14 protein-coding genes are annotated in these 15,954 nt (G+C 61.8%); 10 read left to right on the plus strand and 4 right to left on the minus strand.

What is annotated here, in order from left to right; genetic code table 11:
* Position 1 precedes the first annotated feature (1 nt).
* Together ACFRFQ_RS27480 and ACFRFQ_RS27485 are read right to left on the minus strand one after the other, a co-directional pair.
* Positions 2-1,057, minus strand: coding sequence for a hypothetical protein (locus ACFRFQ_RS27480; protein WP_378664786.1), 1,056 nt, complete (start codon positions 1,055-1,057; stop codon positions 2-4).
* Positions 1,058-1,067: 10 nt separating this feature from the next.
* A complete protein-coding gene (locus tag ACFRFQ_RS27485) occupies positions 1,068-2,318 on the minus strand; it encodes an oxygenase MpaB family protein (protein WP_378664787.1) in 1,251 nt (416 codons plus the stop codon).
* A gap of 183 nt (positions 2,319-2,501) precedes the next feature.
* On the opposite strand from ACFRFQ_RS27485, the gene ACFRFQ_RS27490 reads away from it, so the two are divergent.
* The 7 genes from ACFRFQ_RS27490 (at position 2,502) to ACFRFQ_RS27520 (ending at position 10,363) form a co-directional block, all read left to right on the plus strand.
* Complete coding sequence (locus ACFRFQ_RS27490) at positions 2,502-3,026, plus strand: TetR/AcrR family transcriptional regulator (RefSeq protein WP_313905567.1); 525 nt, start codon at positions 2,502-2,504, stop codon at positions 3,024-3,026.
* Positions 3,023-4,507 carry a flavin-containing monooxygenase gene (locus ACFRFQ_RS27495; RefSeq protein ID WP_378664788.1) on the plus strand — a complete coding sequence of 495 codons (1,485 nt, stop codon included), beginning with the start codon at positions 3,023-3,025 and terminating at the stop codon, positions 4,505-4,507. The genes ACFRFQ_RS27490 and ACFRFQ_RS27495 overlap by 4 nt, the downstream gene beginning before the upstream one ends.
* Positions 4,504-6,219: a GMC oxidoreductase gene (locus ACFRFQ_RS27500; RefSeq protein ID WP_378664789.1), complete on the plus strand. Its 1,716-nt coding sequence runs from the start codon at positions 4,504-4,506 to the stop codon at positions 6,217-6,219. The genes ACFRFQ_RS27495 and ACFRFQ_RS27500 overlap by 4 nt, the downstream gene beginning before the upstream one ends.
* Positions 6,203-6,850, plus strand: coding sequence for a hypothetical protein (locus ACFRFQ_RS27505; protein ID WP_378664790.1), 648 nt, complete (start codon positions 6,203-6,205; stop codon positions 6,848-6,850). The genes ACFRFQ_RS27500 and ACFRFQ_RS27505 overlap by 17 nt, the downstream gene beginning before the upstream one ends.
* A 254-nt stretch (positions 6,851-7,104) precedes the next feature.
* Positions 7,105-7,593 (plus strand): Fur family transcriptional regulator, encoded by a 489-nt coding sequence (locus ACFRFQ_RS27510; RefSeq protein ID WP_378664791.1) that lies wholly within the window; start codon positions 7,105-7,107, stop codon positions 7,591-7,593.
* Positions 7,594-7,643: 50 nt separating this feature from the next.
* Positions 7,644-9,095, plus strand: coding sequence for a catalase (locus ACFRFQ_RS27515; protein ID WP_378664792.1), 1,452 nt, complete (start codon positions 7,644-7,646; stop codon positions 9,093-9,095).
* Between the two features lie 278 nt (positions 9,096-9,373).
* Positions 9,374-10,363 carry an LLM class F420-dependent oxidoreductase gene (locus tag ACFRFQ_RS27520; RefSeq protein WP_378664793.1) on the plus strand — a complete coding sequence of 330 codons (990 nt, stop codon included), beginning with the start codon at positions 9,374-9,376 and terminating at the stop codon, positions 10,361-10,363.
* On the opposite strand, the gene ACFRFQ_RS27525 is transcribed toward ACFRFQ_RS27520, so the two are convergent.
* Positions 10,260-11,639 carry a sensor histidine kinase gene (locus tag ACFRFQ_RS27525; protein WP_378664794.1) on the minus strand — a complete coding sequence of 460 codons (1,380 nt, stop codon included), beginning with the start codon at positions 11,637-11,639 and terminating at the stop codon, positions 10,260-10,262. The two genes, ACFRFQ_RS27520 and ACFRFQ_RS27525, sit on opposite strands and share 104 nt — an antisense overlap.
* Positions 11,636-12,340: a response regulator transcription factor gene (locus tag ACFRFQ_RS27530; protein ID WP_378664795.1), complete on the minus strand. Its 705-nt coding sequence runs from the start codon at positions 12,338-12,340 to the stop codon at positions 11,636-11,638. Before ACFRFQ_RS27530 ends, ACFRFQ_RS27525 begins: the two co-directional genes overlap by 4 nt.
* A gap of 168 nt (positions 12,341-12,508) precedes the next feature.
* On the opposite strand from ACFRFQ_RS27530, the gene ACFRFQ_RS27535 reads away from it, so the two are divergent.
* The 3 genes from ACFRFQ_RS27535 (at position 12,509) to ACFRFQ_RS27545 (ending at position 15,874) form a co-directional block, all read left to right on the plus strand.
* On the plus strand, positions 12,509-12,964 hold the full coding sequence (locus tag ACFRFQ_RS27535) for a light harvesting protein subunit alpha (protein ID WP_378664796.1): 456 nt from the start codon (positions 12,509-12,511) through the stop codon (positions 12,962-12,964).
* Between the two features lie 242 nt (positions 12,965-13,206).
* Positions 13,207-14,007: a metal-dependent hydrolase gene (locus ACFRFQ_RS27540; RefSeq protein WP_378664797.1), complete on the plus strand. Its 801-nt coding sequence runs from the start codon at positions 13,207-13,209 to the stop codon at positions 14,005-14,007.
* 106 nt (positions 14,008-14,113) lie between these two features.
* Positions 14,114-15,874 (plus strand): cholesterol oxidase substrate-binding domain-containing protein, encoded by a 1,761-nt coding sequence (locus tag ACFRFQ_RS27545; protein ID WP_378664798.1) that lies wholly within the window; start codon positions 14,114-14,116, stop codon positions 15,872-15,874.
* The last annotated feature ends 80 nt before the right edge of the window (positions 15,875-15,954 follow it).

Consider the following 15,954-nt stretch of genomic DNA (forward strand, 5'->3'; position numbering starts at 1 on the left):
TTCACTTGAGCGCAACCATCTCGTGCAGAGTTGATCCCGTCCGCTCGATCGTTTCCCCGTCGATCGTCACCTTCAGTACGAAGTCGGAACGGAAACGGAAGTATCCGGGGCGGCCGAGAAGTCGATTCAGTATCGGTTTGACCAGCCGGGTTCGGGCTACCGGAACGTCGGCGAGGAAGTCGTGCGCATGGACTACGTCACGTACCGTCAGCGTGAGATCTACCGAACCCCGAATGTGTAGACGCAGCGTCGACGGAAATGACCGATTCGCAACGTCGTGGAAGACCGCTGGCCCCTCATTCATCTCCAGTTCACCGTTGCTCAGAACGACGTTGTCGCCGCGGGCCAACATGAGTGGCAGTGACCAGTGCTCGCCGTATCTCTTCTGGGTGTGCACGGTGGCGTAGACCAGTGAGAAGTCGTCGACGTACAGCCGGCCCCAGTACCAGCGATCGATGATCCGCTTCATGTCCCCGACGCCCCAGTTGTGGTCGTGATAGCCGCGACCGCGGGCATCGAGCGTGGCTTCGCCGATAGTGACGGTGCCCGTCACCGAGGCACGCGGAGCTCCGACAACCCAGGCGAAGAATTCGGTGTCTCCGTAGGTGGTCTGTCCGCGGCCGGGCATCCAACTCGGTACCTCGTTACGAAATTCGAGATCGAACACGATGTCTTCTTCTTCGAGATGCACCCGGTGCACCGGCAGGTCACCTGAATCAAATCCTGCGACAGCGGTGTTCGGGCCAATTCGAACGTCGCACCGTTCCGTTGACGCGCTGACGTCGGCGGCGGAATACGGTGTGACTACTTCCCGGCGCGTACCGTCCGGGGAGTAGATATGGATTTCGATTCCAGGTTTGCGATTGACGAGTTCACGCAGTTGAAGCATCGCCACCACGATGTGCCCACTGTCGAGATGCGCGTCGAAGTACCAGTGCTCGAAAGCAAATTTGTTGTCGGACGGGTGCGCACCGTTGTCGCTCGGGCGCGGTCGAGTGATCTCACCGTCCTTGCGTCCGGGTCCGTTCCACGCTTCCACGATATTCATGGTGGTCATCGAGCGACTCCTATCGGCGTAGTGCGCCACTTGCGTCGAATGCGGCCTCGCGGCCCTTCATTTGGGCGTGGTACCAGTTTTCGCGATGCCTGACCATCGTCTTTTCCACGATCGCGCCGGCGCCGGGAACAAAGCGTCTGATCAATTCCATTGCGGTGATGAGCGGGAACCTCAGAATGGGAATGAGTAGCCAGGGAATGACACCCGGCATCCGGTACTTCCGCCGTGTGCCCGGCGCCATGAACATCGCGGCGTACACCGAATTGATGCGAAAGTTATACGCCTCCCGTAGCCGGGTGAGCCCGCGATGGCCGTCGCGCGGAGCAAAGGCTTTCGGGTAACTCTCGATCAGTTCGCTACCGTGCTTGCCGGAGTCGTACGACCTCGACACAATCGTCATGGCAAGAGCGCGTAGGGAATCCGTCGCGGTTTCCGGGTACCACGTGGCGCGCACCCCCAGAAGGTGTCCCATGTACCTCTGGAAATGGATCAGAGCCCGGACCTCGGATGGTGTGGTGTGGTAGCCGAGTGTCCACAGTGCAAGGCCGGGGGTGACGCTACCGGCGATCAAGGTCAGGAGCATGTAGCTCTGACTGATCGGAAGCCCCCACTTCGAAGTATCCCATTCCGGGTGATCGGCTACTCGTGACCGCACGGACACGTGCATCACACGAACCTTGAGAGCGGTTGCGCGCCCGTCGGATCCGGGTTGGAGTAGTGCTCCCGGTTGCGACACGTCGATCCAGAATCGGCAGGTCTCGAGGAATCGTCGTAGTGCGTTGTCGCCCGCATAACCGCCGGCGAGAGAGAGCGGGGTGGCAACCGCAGATTCGGTGTAGATCTCCAGTGTTTCCGCTCCCGCGAAACTGAACAGCATTGTGCCCCACCGCCGCCAGATTGCAGCTCCCTGCTCGACCAGTGCCGGATCAACCCAGTCCGGTACTGTTTCGAATTCCTCGAACAGCACGCGCATGGATTCCGGAGCGTCCGGCAGGGCGTCGATACCGTGGGTAAGGGCGGTGTCGAGCATGGCGCGGCCGGCTTTCGCCCCGATCTCGCCGTGGAAGACTTCTTCGACAAATCGTTCGGCGACGGGGTCTCCTGAGAAAAGGTCGTTGCAGAAGTGTTGTGCCTGTTCCGTGGTGGGGAAGATGTCCGTGCCGGTCAGTTTTCTGACGATTGTGCGGGCGCGGGCAATTCCGGGTTTGCGTATGCCTTCCCAGTAGGGAAACGCGGTCGGTGTTCGATCACTTGCCGTCATGTCACCGCCTCGAACCAGAGTCAAGATTGAACATACCCTACCGTATGGTACTGAGTGGAAACTTCGAACGAATTATTTGAAGTCAGCCTGGACTGTTTTCTGTTTTCGATCTACAGTCACTATGTGACCGAGACCACTTCCGATCTGAAAGTAAGCCGTACGCAGGCAGAACGTACAGCGACGATGCGCGGGCGACTGCTCGATGCGGCGATCGAATCGCTGGTCGAACTGGGTTACGCACGGACGAGCACCCAGGAGATCGCACGCCGAGCGGGCGTCTCACGCGGTACTCAACTCCATCATTTCCCGACCAAGGAATCGCTGGTCGTCGCCGCGGTCGAATATCTGGTGGACAAACGACTGGCGGAAATCCTGTCGGCGGAGGTGGACAGTGGCCGCGGTTTGGAGGTACTGGCCGACGCATTTTCCGGTCCGCTGTTCTACGCAGCACTCGAACTGTGGGTGGCGGCTCGCACCGACCCCGCACTGCATGCGGCAACCGTGCCGCTCGAGCGCAAGGTGAGCGAGGCTCTCGAATTCGGTAGCGCCGAAGTCTTCGGCGATCGCTTCGATTCCGAGACAGTCGAATTGACTGTCGAACTTGTCCGAGGGCTTGCGGTGTCCGCCCTGTTCCGTACCCCGGAAGCCGACGAAGCGCTGCGCGCGCGACTGCTGCCGGCCTGGCAATCCCGAGTGGAGAACAAGTGAAACTTCCCGAACATGTCGAAATGCTGATCGTCGGCGCCGGGTTTGCCGGTATGGGCCTGGCGGCCAGAGTGCTTCGCGACGACCCGGCCGCGGATATCGTGCTGATCGAGCGCGCCGCCGACGTCGGTGGCACCTGGCGAGACAACACCTACCCGGGCTGTGCGTGCGACGTGCCGACGGCGTTGTACTCGTATTCCTTTGCGCCGAGCGCAGACTGGAGTCATACCTTTGCCCGTCAGCCGGAGATCTTTGCCTACTTGAAGAAGGTGGCTGCTGACACCGGTATCGGAGATCGAGTGGTTCTGAACTGCGAACTCGAAGCCGCAGTCTGGGACGCGGATGCGGCGTTGTGGCACGTGCAGACTTCTCGAGGGGTGTTGACGGCCAAGGCACTGGTCGCTGCGACCGGAGCACTGTCCACCCCCAAAGTTCCCGACTTTCCCGGTCTCGACCAATTCTCCGGAACCACTTTCCATTCCGCGACGTGGAACCACGAGCACGACCTGCGGGGCGAGCGCATCGCGGTGATCGGTACGGGTGCCTCGGCGGTGCAATTCGTTCCCGAAATCGTCGACAAGGCAGCTCATGTCACCGTGTTCCAGCGGACTCCCGCCTGGGTGATTCCACGCGCGGATAGATCACTTCCTCCACTACAGAAGGCTCTGTACACCAAGGTTCCCGCTGCACAGAAGGCTGTTCGCGGTACCGTCTACGGTTTCCGCGAGGCGCTGGGCGCGGCAATGTCGCACGCCACCTGGGTGTTACCGGCTTTCGAGATGGTGGCAAAGGCACATCTGCGTCGGCAGGTGAAGAACCCCGAGTTGCGCCGGAAACTGACCCCCGATTTCACCATCGGTTGTAAGCGAATGCTCCTGTCCAACGACTGGTTGCGAACCCTCGATCGCGCGGACGTGAGTCTGGTCGACAGTGGGCTCGTCTCGGTTACCGAGGACGGAGTGGTCGACGGGCACGGAATCGAGCGCAAAGTCGACACCATCATCTTCGCAACCGGATTCACGCCGACGGAACCGCCTGTTGCGCACCTGATAACGGGGAAGCGTGGCGCAACGCTGGCCGAACTGTGGAACGGAAGTCCCAGCGCGTACAAGGGAACGACGGTCAGCGGCTTCCCGAATCTGTTCCTCATGTACGGTCCCAACACCAACCTCGGACACAGTTCGATCGTGTACATGCTCGAGTCTCAGGCCGAGTACGTCAACGACGCGTTGAACACCATGAAGCGCGAGGGGCTCGACGCACTCGACGTAGATGAGTCGGCACAGGCGCAGTACAACAAGGGAATCCAGCACGAGCTGAAGCACACGGTGTGGAACAAAGGCGGCTGCGCGAGCTGGTACATCGATGCCGAGGGGCGCAACTCGGTGCAATGGCCGACGTTTACCTTCTCATTTCGTTCCCTCCTCGGGAAATTCGATCGGGAGAACTACTCGGCCCGGAAGATCGAAAGCGTCGACGCATGAGCGCAACGCACTACGACGTCGTAGTCATCGGATCGGGGTTCGGCGGTAGCGTCGCCGCTCTTCGTCTGACGGAGAAGGGCTATCGCGTCGGAGTGCTCGAGTCGGGTCGCAGATTCTCCGACGACGAGCTCCCCGAAACCAGTTGGCGACTGCGAAAGTACCTGTGGGCACCGTGGATCGGGTGTTACGGGGTTCAACGCATTCACCTGCTCCCGGATGTTCTGGTCATGGCAGGTTCCGGAGTTGGCGGCGGATCACTCAATTACGCCAACACCCTGTATCAGCCGCCCAAGCGATTCTTCGAGGATCGGCAGTGGGCGCACATCACCGACTGGCGAGACGAGTTGGAACCGTACTACGACCAGGCAAAACGGATGCTGGGTGTGCGAACCAACCCGTCGTTCACTCCGGCCGACGCGGTGATGAAGGAAGTGGCCGAGGAAATGGGCGTGGGCGAGACATTCACGTCCACCCCGGTTGGCGTCTTCTTCGGGGATGCCGGAGTGTCCGTGCCCGATCCGTTTTTCGGCGGGAAAGGGCCGGAGAGAACGGGGTGTACCGAATGCGGTGGCTGCATGACGGGGTGCCGCGTCGGCGCGAAGAACACATTGGTCAAGAATTATCTGCACTTGGCTGAACATGCTGGGGCGCAGGTTCATCCGCTGACAACCGTCACCGATCTCCGGCCGCGTGATGCCGGCGGGTACCAACTGCTCGCTCGGCGGACGGACGGTATCCGAAAGCGTGAACAAGTTTTCACTGCTGATCAGGTAGTGGTGGCTGCCGGCACGTATGGGACAGCACGGCTGTTGCTCGGGATGAAGGAGTCCGGCGCGCTGCCGCGTCTGTCGAATGCGCTGGGCACTGTGGTCCGCACCAATTCCGAAGCGGTGCTTGCCGCAACCTCGAAGTCGAGTCGACGCGACTTCACGCAGGGTGTTGCCATTACGTCGTCGTTCCATCCGGACGATCACACGCACATCGAACCCGTGCGATACGGCAAGGGTAGCAATGCAATAGGACTCCTGCAGACTGTTCTCAGTGACGGCGGTGGGAAGGTGCCGCGGATTTTGAAGACGCTGGCCGTGGCCGCGCGCCATCCGGGCGCTTTTGCTCGGTCACTGTCGGTGCGGAACTGGTCCGAGCGGACCGTCATCGCATTGGTCATGCAGACGGACGACAATTCTCTCGAGCTGTCCAATAACAAAAGAAGGTTCGGACGCTCGCTCACCAGTCGCCCTGGTCCCGGCGATCCACCGCCGACATGGATTCCGCAAGGTCACACCGCGATTCGCAAAGTGGCGCAGAAGATCGACGGTGACCCCGGTGGTTCCATCGCCGAGATCGTGAATATTCCGATGACGGCACACTTCCTCGGCGGGTGCGCGATAGGTGACTCACCGTCTGCGGGCGTCGTCGATCCGTATCTGCGTGTGTACGGGTACAACGGGTTGCACGTGATGGACGGCTCGGTGGTGAGTGCCAATCTTGGTGTGAACCCCTCGTTGACCATCACCGCGCAAGCCGAGCGTGCGTGCGCGCTGTGGCCCAACGCCGGCACCGATGACACCCGGCCGGCGGTAGGGATTCCGTATGTTCGCCTCGACCCGACGTTGCCGTCCAACCCGGTAGTGCCCGAGCATGCTCCGGGCGCCCTGCGGCTTCCCCTGATACTCCGAACCGAGAAGGTGCCAGATGTGGAGCGTCCCTGAATCGACAAGCCAAGCCGCCGACTGGCCGGTCAGTGATCCGCCGCCGTGGCCCGCGCGTGTCCGGGCCACGTTGTGGTGGCATCGAAGCACGTCGGCGGCCCGTGAACTCGGGCCAGGCGGCCGAACTGTCCCGATGACTTTGGCGATGATGGTCGATTATCTGGACTCTCCGGTGGGGCCGTATCGAGAGATTCTGGCCAGCCCGGTGTTGCGGGTGCCGGGTAGACGGATCGGTCCGATGCCTCGGATGGCGGTGCCCTTCATCGCGGTGGATTCGGAAGCTTCGGTACACGGTGGCCGCACTCATTGGGAACTGCCGAAGGTTCTTGCGCAGTTCGACGGGGATGTCCTCGGAAGCACGGCTGCGCAGGGGGGCGGGTGGAAGGTGAACACCGCCGCCCGGGCAAAGGGGCCAACTCTGCCCATTGTGGGAGCTCTGGGTTTTGCGCAACCTACCGATGACGGGCGGTTGGCTCTCGCGTCGGCGCGGCTTGCCGGTCGGTTCCGCTACGCACGTGTCGACGTCGAATCCGTAGGGCCGACATTGCCGAATTGGCTGGTGGCAGGCTCGCATCACGGAATTGTCATCACGGAGGGAAAGATGAGGACCGGCCCAGCCACGCGAAAATAGACTGAAAAAAGGTGAAGGCCGCTCAGTGCAATGACTGGGCGGCCTTCGGCGTCGACGCCCCACAGGCGCCTCTCGGCGGTAGGTCGCTCGCAGCGACAATGGGGTGGGGCCCGGGGCTTGTTCGGGCGCCGACGAAGTGATCAACGGACTCGCGAGCCGTTTTGTTCCCCGGGGGCGGGCTGTGACCCGAGTCACCAAAGTGGTTAGGTAACCCTTTTCTTGACTAATTCCAGAAAAGGCGCATACTGGGAACTATGCATGACGACGGGCAGGATCTCGACCTCCGGGCGCAACTGCGTGCGGCCGGGTTGCGAGTCACTGCGCCTCGTCTTGCAGTTCTGAATGCGGTTACAGCCCAACCGCATTCGGACGCAGATTCTGTTGCAGCGCAGGTGCGGCAACAGTTGGGATCCGTATCCACCCAGGCCGTTTACGACGTGCTGAAGGCATGCGTGAACGCAGGTTTGCTACGACGCATCGAGCCCGCGGGTTCGCCCGCACGGTTCGAGACGAGAACCGGGGACAACCATCACCATCTCGTGTGTCGTGGCTGCGGCAAGGTCGTCGACGTCGATTGTGTTGTCGGCCAAGCTCCCTGCCTGGAACCGTCCGATTATCACGGCTTCGAGATCGATGAAGCCGAGGTCGTGTTCTGGGGCCGTTGCAACGATTGCCTGACGAGTTCTGCCGAGTCGAACATCGCTTCCGACGCGGTTTCACAGAATCACGAAGCAGCCCGCTGACAGTACGGCCCCTTTGCCGCACAACCCCTTTGACTTGAGGAGGCTTTGCCATGACCAAGCCCACCACGAACAACTTCGGTATCCCGGTAGCCAGCGACGACGAGTCGTTGACCGCAGGTATTCAGGGACCGGTCCTGCTTCACGACCACTACCTGATCGAGAAGCTGGCCCAGTTCAACCGCGAGCGCGTCCCGGAGCGCGTCGTGCATGCCAAGGGCGGCGGCGCTTTTGGTGAACTTGTCATCACGAATGACGTCAGCAAGTACACCAAGGCCAACTTCTTGCAGCCCGGTAAGAAGACCGAGTCGCTGGTGCGTTTCTCGACCGTCGCCGGTGAGCAGGGTTCTCCGGACACGTGGCGCGACCCGCGCGGGTTTGCCATGAAGTTCTACACCGAAGAGGGCAACTACGACCTCGTCGGCAACAACACCCCCGTGTTCTTCATCAAGGACGCCATCAAGTTCCCCGACTTCATCCGTTCGCAGAAGCGTCTGCCGGGCTCGGGTCTGCGCGATCACGACATGCAGTGGGATTTCTGGACTCTGCGTCCCGAATCCGCGCATCAGGTGACGTGGCTGATGGGTGACCGTGGCATTCCGAAGACGTGGCGCAACATGGACGGCTTCGGCTCGCACACGTATCAGTGGGTCAACGCCGCCGGTGAGCGTTTCTGGGTGAAGTACCACTTCAAGACCGATCAGGGCATCGAGTTCCTGACGCAGGCAGAAGCTGACAGCCTCGCCGGCAGCGATCCCGATTACCACCGCGCGGATCTGTACAACGCCATCGAAGCCGGCAACTTCCCGAGCTGGACCATGAACGTCCAGATCATGCCGGTCGACGAGGCCGAGGGCTACCGCTTCAATCCGTTCGACCTCACGAAGGTGTGGTCCCAGAAGGACTACCCGCTGATCGAGGTCGGCAAGTGGACGCTCAACCGCAACCCGGAGAACTTCTTCGCGCAGATCGAGCAGGCATCGTTCGAGCCGTCGAACGTGGTGCCGGGCATCGGATTCAGCCCGGACAAGATGCTCCTCGGCCGCGTGTTCTCCTACGCCGACGCCCATCGCTACCGCATCGGCACCAACTACGCCGATCTGCCGGTCAACGCGCCGAAGAACGAGGTGAACTCCTACTCCAAGGAGGGCGCCATGCGGTACAGCTTCAACTCGCCGTCGACGCCGGTGTACGCCCCCAACTCGTACGGCGGACCGCACGCCGATCCGTCGGCTGCCGGTGACGAGGGCCTGTGGTCGTTCGACGGTGAAGCGGTGCGTGCCGGATACATCGAACACGCTGAGGACGGCGATTTCACTCAAGCCGGAACTTTGGTCCGCGAGGTCCTCGACGACGCGGCGCGTGAGCGGCTCGTGAGCAACATCGTCGGCCATGCATCGGACGGAGTGAGCGAAGCAGTTTTGCTGCGCGTCTTCGAGTACTGGAAGAACGTCGACGCCGATCTGGGTAAGCGCGTCGAAGAAGGTGTGCGCGCCGGTCAGTAACGGGCAACCTCGCATGTAAAGAATGCGGGCCGCTGCAAGGGAATCCAACTCCTTGAAGCGGCCCGCATTTTTCTTGTTTTACAGCAACCCCCACCAGTAGAACAGCGTTGCAAGAATGAATTCGACGACAAAATCCACGACGATTCTCCTTCACTTCGACGTACATTCCATGATCCGCGCGTGCCGTCACTGTTTCGACTGAGGCTTCGGCGGGCAGTCGAGTCGTAGGACTGTCTGTGCGGTCCCTTTTGGCACCTGGGCTCAGGAGAGGATCGGCCATGATGCGTATCGGCTACACGTTGATGACGGAGCAGGCTGGGCCAAAGGACCTGATCCGCTATGCGGTTCGGGCCGAGCAGGCCGGGTTCGACTTCGAGGTGATGAGTGATCACTACTCGCCGTGGCTGACGGAACAAGGCCACGCCCCGTACGCGTGGTCGGTTCTCGGAGCGATTGCGCACGCCACCGGATCGGTTGATCTGATGACCTATGTGACGTGTCCGAGCATTCGGTACCACCCGGTGGTGATCGCGCAGAAGGCGGCCACGATGCAGATACTCGCAGACGGGCGGTTCACACTCGGATTAGGCACCGGTGAGTGTCTCAACGAGCACGTGGTCGGTGACGGATGGCCGTCGATCGATGCCAGGATGGACATGCTGGAAGAAGCAGTGGCCATCATTCGGGCTCTGCATTCCGGTGATCTGGTGAGTTGGAAGGGCGAATATTTCGACGTTCAGTCGGCTCGTATCTGGGACTTACCCGAAATTCCTGTCCCGCTCGCAATTGCGATGTCCGGGGACAAGTCCGTCGAGCGATTCGGGCCGATGGCGGACGATCTGATCGGTGTCGCACCGGATTCGCGGCTCGTTCATCAATGGAAGCATGTGCATGGCCGTGCGTTCGGTCTTCCTCCGGCGCGCAAGGCCGTCGGCCAGATTCCGATTTCCTGGGATGACGATCGCGACGTTGCTGTTGCCCGGGCCCATCAGCAGTTCCGGTGGTTCGGCCTCGGCTGGCCGGTGAACTCCGAACTGCCGACCCCCGCCGGGTTTGCTGCGGCGTCGCAGTTCGTCCGCAAAGAAGATGTTGCAGAAAATATCCCGTGCGGTCCCGATCTCGACGCGATCGTCGAAGCCGTCAAGGCATACAAGGACGCGGGCTTCACCGATGTGGCGCTGATACAGATCGGCGGCGATACGCAAGACCGCTTCTTCGACGAGGCTGCCAAACCGTTGCTGGAGGCGCTGCACGTCGAATTGGGTTGATCGAGAAGGCCAATCGTGTTCCGCCGAGTGGGCTTGCGTCGAGTCGTGCGCTGCCACCGTGCAATTGAGCCTGTTGAGCGACAAGGGCGAGCCCCAGACCGCTTCCGGACTCGCCTGCGCCGGTTCCGCGAACAAAGCGTTCGAACATCGCTTCCCTCTCGGTGGGGTCTATCACGGCGCCGTTGTCGTCGACGAATATCGTGGCGGACCCTCTGCCTACCCCAGCTCGGACGGTGATCTCGACTGTGTCGGCGCGGCCGTGCCGGACGGAATTGGTGACGGCGTTGGTCAAGACCAAACGGATGCCGGCCGGGAAGGCGTGGACTGAAAGCTCGTCCGGTGCAGTCAAACGAAAATCGAGCTGAGGGTGCAGCCGAGCGGCATCCGCGACGGCGCGATCGGCAACCTCCACCAGATCGACGTCGTCACAATCCTCGGGATCGGCTACGTCGCCCAGTGCCAGTGTCTCCAAATCGGTGAGGGTGCACTCGATCTGCCGTTGAGCGGCCAACAGCTCGCCCGCCAACTCGCGACGCTGATCTTCCGTGAGCTCCAAAGTCGCGAGGACTTCCAGATCGGTGCGCATCGATGTCAGAGGTGTGCGTAGTTCATGGGCTGAGACTCGGGCGAAATCGCGAGCCGATTCCAAAGCCTGCTCGGTGCGGCTGCGATCGAGTTCAATTCGACTGAGCATGCTGTGGATTGCTTCCGACAGTTCTTCAGCCTCGCGAGTCCCACGCACAGACGGCGCCCGGAGGGACAGCCCTTCGACGTCGAGATCATTGCCGATCGCGCTGGTAGTTTCGGTCAACTCCGCAAGGGGTCGGACGGCTCGGCCGGTAAGGAACCAGCCGAGCCCGGCTGCGGCAAGAATCGCGATTACTGCCGCGACCGCCACCTGGACCTGCTGCTCGCGGATAGCCTGGGTCAGTGGGTCTTCGGGGATACTGACGGCTAGTGCGGCGCCGCTGTCGCCGGGCACGAGAACATCCCGACTGCGGACGTCGGTGGTGGCCAACGCGCTGATGGCCGTGGAATTGAATCCGGGTTCGACTACGAACGGTTCTGTTGTTGCGGTAGGTGTTTCGATGAAGAGCGGGCTCGGCGCACTCGCCGCGACTCCGAGGGTGACGGAATCGAGGGTGCGTTCCAGTTGTTCGGATCCGTTGACACGCAGGAAGACCGCGAACGCAATTCCGATCGTGGCAATCACGATTCCGGCGGCCAGACCCGAGGCGATGGCCACTCGAGTCTGTAGGGAGAACGGCCGCTTCATCGTTCGGCCCGCAGGACGAAGCCGACTCCACGCACGGTATGGAGCACCCGTGGGGCGCCGTCGATTTCGAGCTTCTTGCGTAAGTAGGTGACAAAAACATCGACGACATTGGTATCGGCGGCAAAATCGTAACCCCAGACGAGGCGCAGAAGCTGGGACCGACTCAGCACCACGCCGGCATGTTCTGCGAGGACGGAGAGTAAGTCGAATTCTCGTTTGGTGAGCTCGATTCTCCGGCCGTCGACGTGGGCGCGATGGCCGCGTAGGTCAACCGTCAGGGGTCCCACGACGATCGGCTGATCAAGAGTTGGGGCGCTTCGCGTCGTGCGTCGTAGCAAGGCGCGCAGTCTGGCAACAAGTTCCGCCAGTTCGAAAGGCTTGGTGAGGTAGTCGTCTGCGCCCGCTTCCAGCCCGGCAATGCGATCACCCACGGAGCTTCGGGCGCTGAGTACACAAATCGGAACGTCGTTGCCGATCGCCCGCAAGGCTGTCACCACCCCAACGCCGTCGAGGCCGGGCATGTTGACATCGAGAACCAGGGCAGACGGACACTGTTTGCTCACCGAAGCCAAGGCAGATCGGCCGTCTACCGCTGTTGCCGTGTCGAAGCCAGACAGTCGCAATCCACGTTCGAGCGAATTCAGTACCTTTGCGTCGTCGTCAACGATCAGGATGCGCTCGCGTGTACTCACCCCAGCCATAGTGCCACCGGATTTCGACCTGGGGCTTCGCACCGAGCGACGGCCACCGCATTCTCATCAATTCCTAAGAAATCGACAACAGATCTGCAGTGTTGGCTTCATAACCTCAGGTTTCTCGGATGCGACCGCGCCGAGAATTCGAGAACGTCCGATCAAGGAGAACAAACGATGACGCGATTGACAGTGAACGGCAAGCGGGTCCGACGGACCGCTGTGGTGGTGGCATCCGTGGCGGTCCTCGGTATGGCCGCGGCGCCGGGAATCGCCTGGGCTTCCAACCCCATCGCCGACGGATCGCCGGTAGCTGTGCGATCCGTCGCGACCGCTCCGGCCGAGCTCGGTGCGGCACCCGACGTGGCGTGTGGCGCCACGACGCCGATTTCAGACGAGGAGCTGCAGAAGCTCATCGACGAGGGCAAGGTTGTGCGCGCGGAGGAGGCCGGTACGGCCGCTATCACGATCGAAGTGCCGAGTGAAGCTGCGACATTCCTTGCGAGTGAAGGGGTGCCGACCGTCGAGTGGGCTCCGGCGATCGAGGGTGTTCCGGCAGAGGTACTCGACGTGGCCGGCGTCGCTCCGCTGGCAGAAGGGGTTGCTCTGTCTTGCACGGTCGCGGCGGGTTGACACGAGAAGGAGTAGCAGGCTGACGAGCGAAAGGAGCTCCGCATGAACCGCTTTGACCTGGAACGGTACGACCGTACTGAACTTGAGATTTACGGCGGCGAAGTCTGTCGGTAGCCCTTGCTACGTTCGTGGCGGTCTCGGCGAGCATGCCGAGGCCGTCGCCGACGGCGTCATGTGTGTGGTGTCTTGTGTCGAGTTCTGTCGGCTCGACGTAAGGCGCGTTTCGAAAGGTGTTGTGTTTCATGGTCATGGGCCCCACCCACGCGATGTCCGGTGCTGCTGTGGGTCTGGTGGTTGCCGAACTCTTGCCCCTCGACTGGGGTGGGCCCACCTCCACTGCCGAAACGCTGACGTTTGCAGGGGTGTGCGCGGGTGCTGCGTTGCTTCCGGATCTCGACACGAGCCAGTCGACCGTTTCCCGGTCGTTCGGGCCGCTGAGCAAGGCGCTGGCGCAGGGTGTTGACGCGGTGTCGGTTGCCTTCTACCGGATCACCAAAGGCAAGAAGGACGGTAAGCGGCGCGGTGGCCACCGGACACTGACCCATACGGCGTTGTTCGCGGCCGGGCTGGGTACCGGAGTTTCCGCGCTGGTTGTCCAGTTCGGAAAGCCGGCAATCATCATCACGTTGTTCTTCTGTTTAGGTTTGGCGATTCGCGGTCTGGCGGGGGACTTCGCGAAGGACAAGGGCTGGCTGGTCGTCTCCGCGTTGGCACTGGCCTTGTCTGCCGTGACGTGGCAGCAGTATCCCAGCGAGGCGGGATCCACCGGGTTGGGCGTCGCGGTTGCGTTGGGATGTGCGACGCATTGTCTGGGCGATGCCATCACCAAGGAAGGCGTGCCGTTTCTTGCGCCGCTCATTCCGCTAGGCGGTAAACGATGGTGGGAACAGCGACTTCCGTCGTTTCTGTCCATACGCGCGGGCGGCAACCTCGAAAAGGTGTTGATCGGCCCAGCGCTGACGCTCCTCACGGTCTGGCTGATCGTGGGGGCCTTCGACGGCGCGTCCGACGCCATCTATGCGGTGTTCTCACCGACTCCGTAACTTTTATTACGGAACCACTGGCATCGTATTGGAACTTGTTCTAGGTTCATCTCTAACGTAAGTCCGATTCGGCAGAGACGAGTAGTCCGTGGAACACAGCGGTTCAGTGGAACAAAGTGCAGGGGATCGAACATCTCATGCCGGTTCGGTCAGTAGGCGAGGTTTCCTGGCGGCCGGCGTCGGCGCCGCAGCGCTCGCCGGTCTGACCTGGTCACCGGCGGGAGCGGTGCCGTGGGGCCCGCAATCCACGCTCGCTCCGCCGCCCGAGTTTCCGGCCGGTATCCCGTTGTCCCAGCAGGCCTACGCCAACTGGTCCAAGGAGATCGTTCTCGATCGTGTGTGGACGGCAACGGCCCGGAACTCGGATGACGTGGTGACACTTGCGAACTGGGCGTACCGCAACGGATACACCGTGCGCGCCCGCGGCACGATGCACGGCTGGAGCCCACTGACTGTTGTCCCGGGCGCGCCAGTGGATCGAGTGCTGTTGGTGGACACTATGGTTCACCTGAATTCTGTCGATGTGCACAGCGACGGCGATCGCTCCCTCGTGACAGCTGGGGCGGGCGCCAGCATCGAGGCGATCCTCACGGCGCTGCAGAACCACGGCCTGGGCTGGGCCAATTCACCGGCCATCGGTGATCTGTCCATTGCCGGCGCGCTCGCGATCGGAGCCCACGGTGCGACCTATCCCGCGGCGGGAGAAACTATCACCCCCGGACAGTCGTTCGGGTCTCTGAGCAACCTGGTCACGGCCATCACCGTCGTGGCGTGGGACAGCAGTTCGAGTAGTTACACGCTCCGTGAATTCGAGCGGTCCGACTTCGAGAGCACGGCATACCTGACGCACCTCGGGCGCACATTCGTCACCTCCGTCACCCTGCAGGCCGGTGAGAACTACCGGTTGCGGTGCCAGAGTTTCACCGATATCCCGTGGCGGGAACTCTTTGCACCCCCCGGATCGCCGGGGCGTACCTACGAGAGTTTTGTCGAAGCCTCCGGACGCGTCGAAGCGATCTGGTTCCCGTTCACGAACACTCCGTGGCTGAAGATCTGGACACCGACGCCCGTCAAACCGCCCGAGTCGAGGGAAGTGTACGGGCCGTACAACTACTTCTTCTCGGACGCACTACCCGAAGCAGTCACCACGCCATTGGGAATGGTGGCCAAGGGATTACAAGCGGCTACGCCGATGTTCGGTGCGTCGCAGTTCGGTGCCGTCGCAGCTGGATTGGTGCTCACCGACACCGACGACCTGTGGGGTTGGTCCAAGGACGTGCTGTTCTATCTGCGGCACACCACAGTGCGCGTCGTCGCGGGTGGTGGGGCGGTCATCACCAAGCGTTCCAACATCGCTCGTGTCATCCACGAGATGACAACGTGGCTGAACGAGCGGATGACACACCTCGCGTCGATGGGGCAATACCCCGTGAACATGCCCTTCGAAGTGCGACTGTGCGGCGTCGACGACAACGGCGAAGTCCTGGTAGACAGCGCCGGCGTGCCGGATCTGTCTGCCGTGCGACCTCGATCGGATCGCGACGACTGGGACACCGCCATCTGGATGAATGTGGTGTCCATTCCCGGCACTCCGGGGCTGTCGGCGTTCCTGCGGGACATGGAAAAGTGGATGGTCGCGAACTACTCCGGCGATTACGCCACCTTCCGGCCCGAGTGGTCGAAGGGTTGGGCATTCACCAACGATGCCGCCTATCAAGACGACGAATTCCTCACGCGCACAATCCCTGCCACCTTCCGGGCCGGCGGTGACGGAAATTGGGACTCCGCCCTTGCGACCTACGACAAATACGATCCGCACCGAGTCTTCAGCAACACCTTTATCGACCGGTTCATGCCGCCCGCCTGAATCTCACGGCGCCAGCCTTAATCTCACGGCGCCAGCCTTAATCTCACGGCGCCCGCCTCAATCTCACGGCGCCCGCTGTT

Origin of the sequence: Rhodococcus sp. NPDC056743, from assembly GCF_042790355.1 — a bacterium.
Taxonomy (GTDB): Bacteria; Actinomycetota; Actinomycetes; order Mycobacteriales; family Mycobacteriaceae; genus Rhodococcus_F.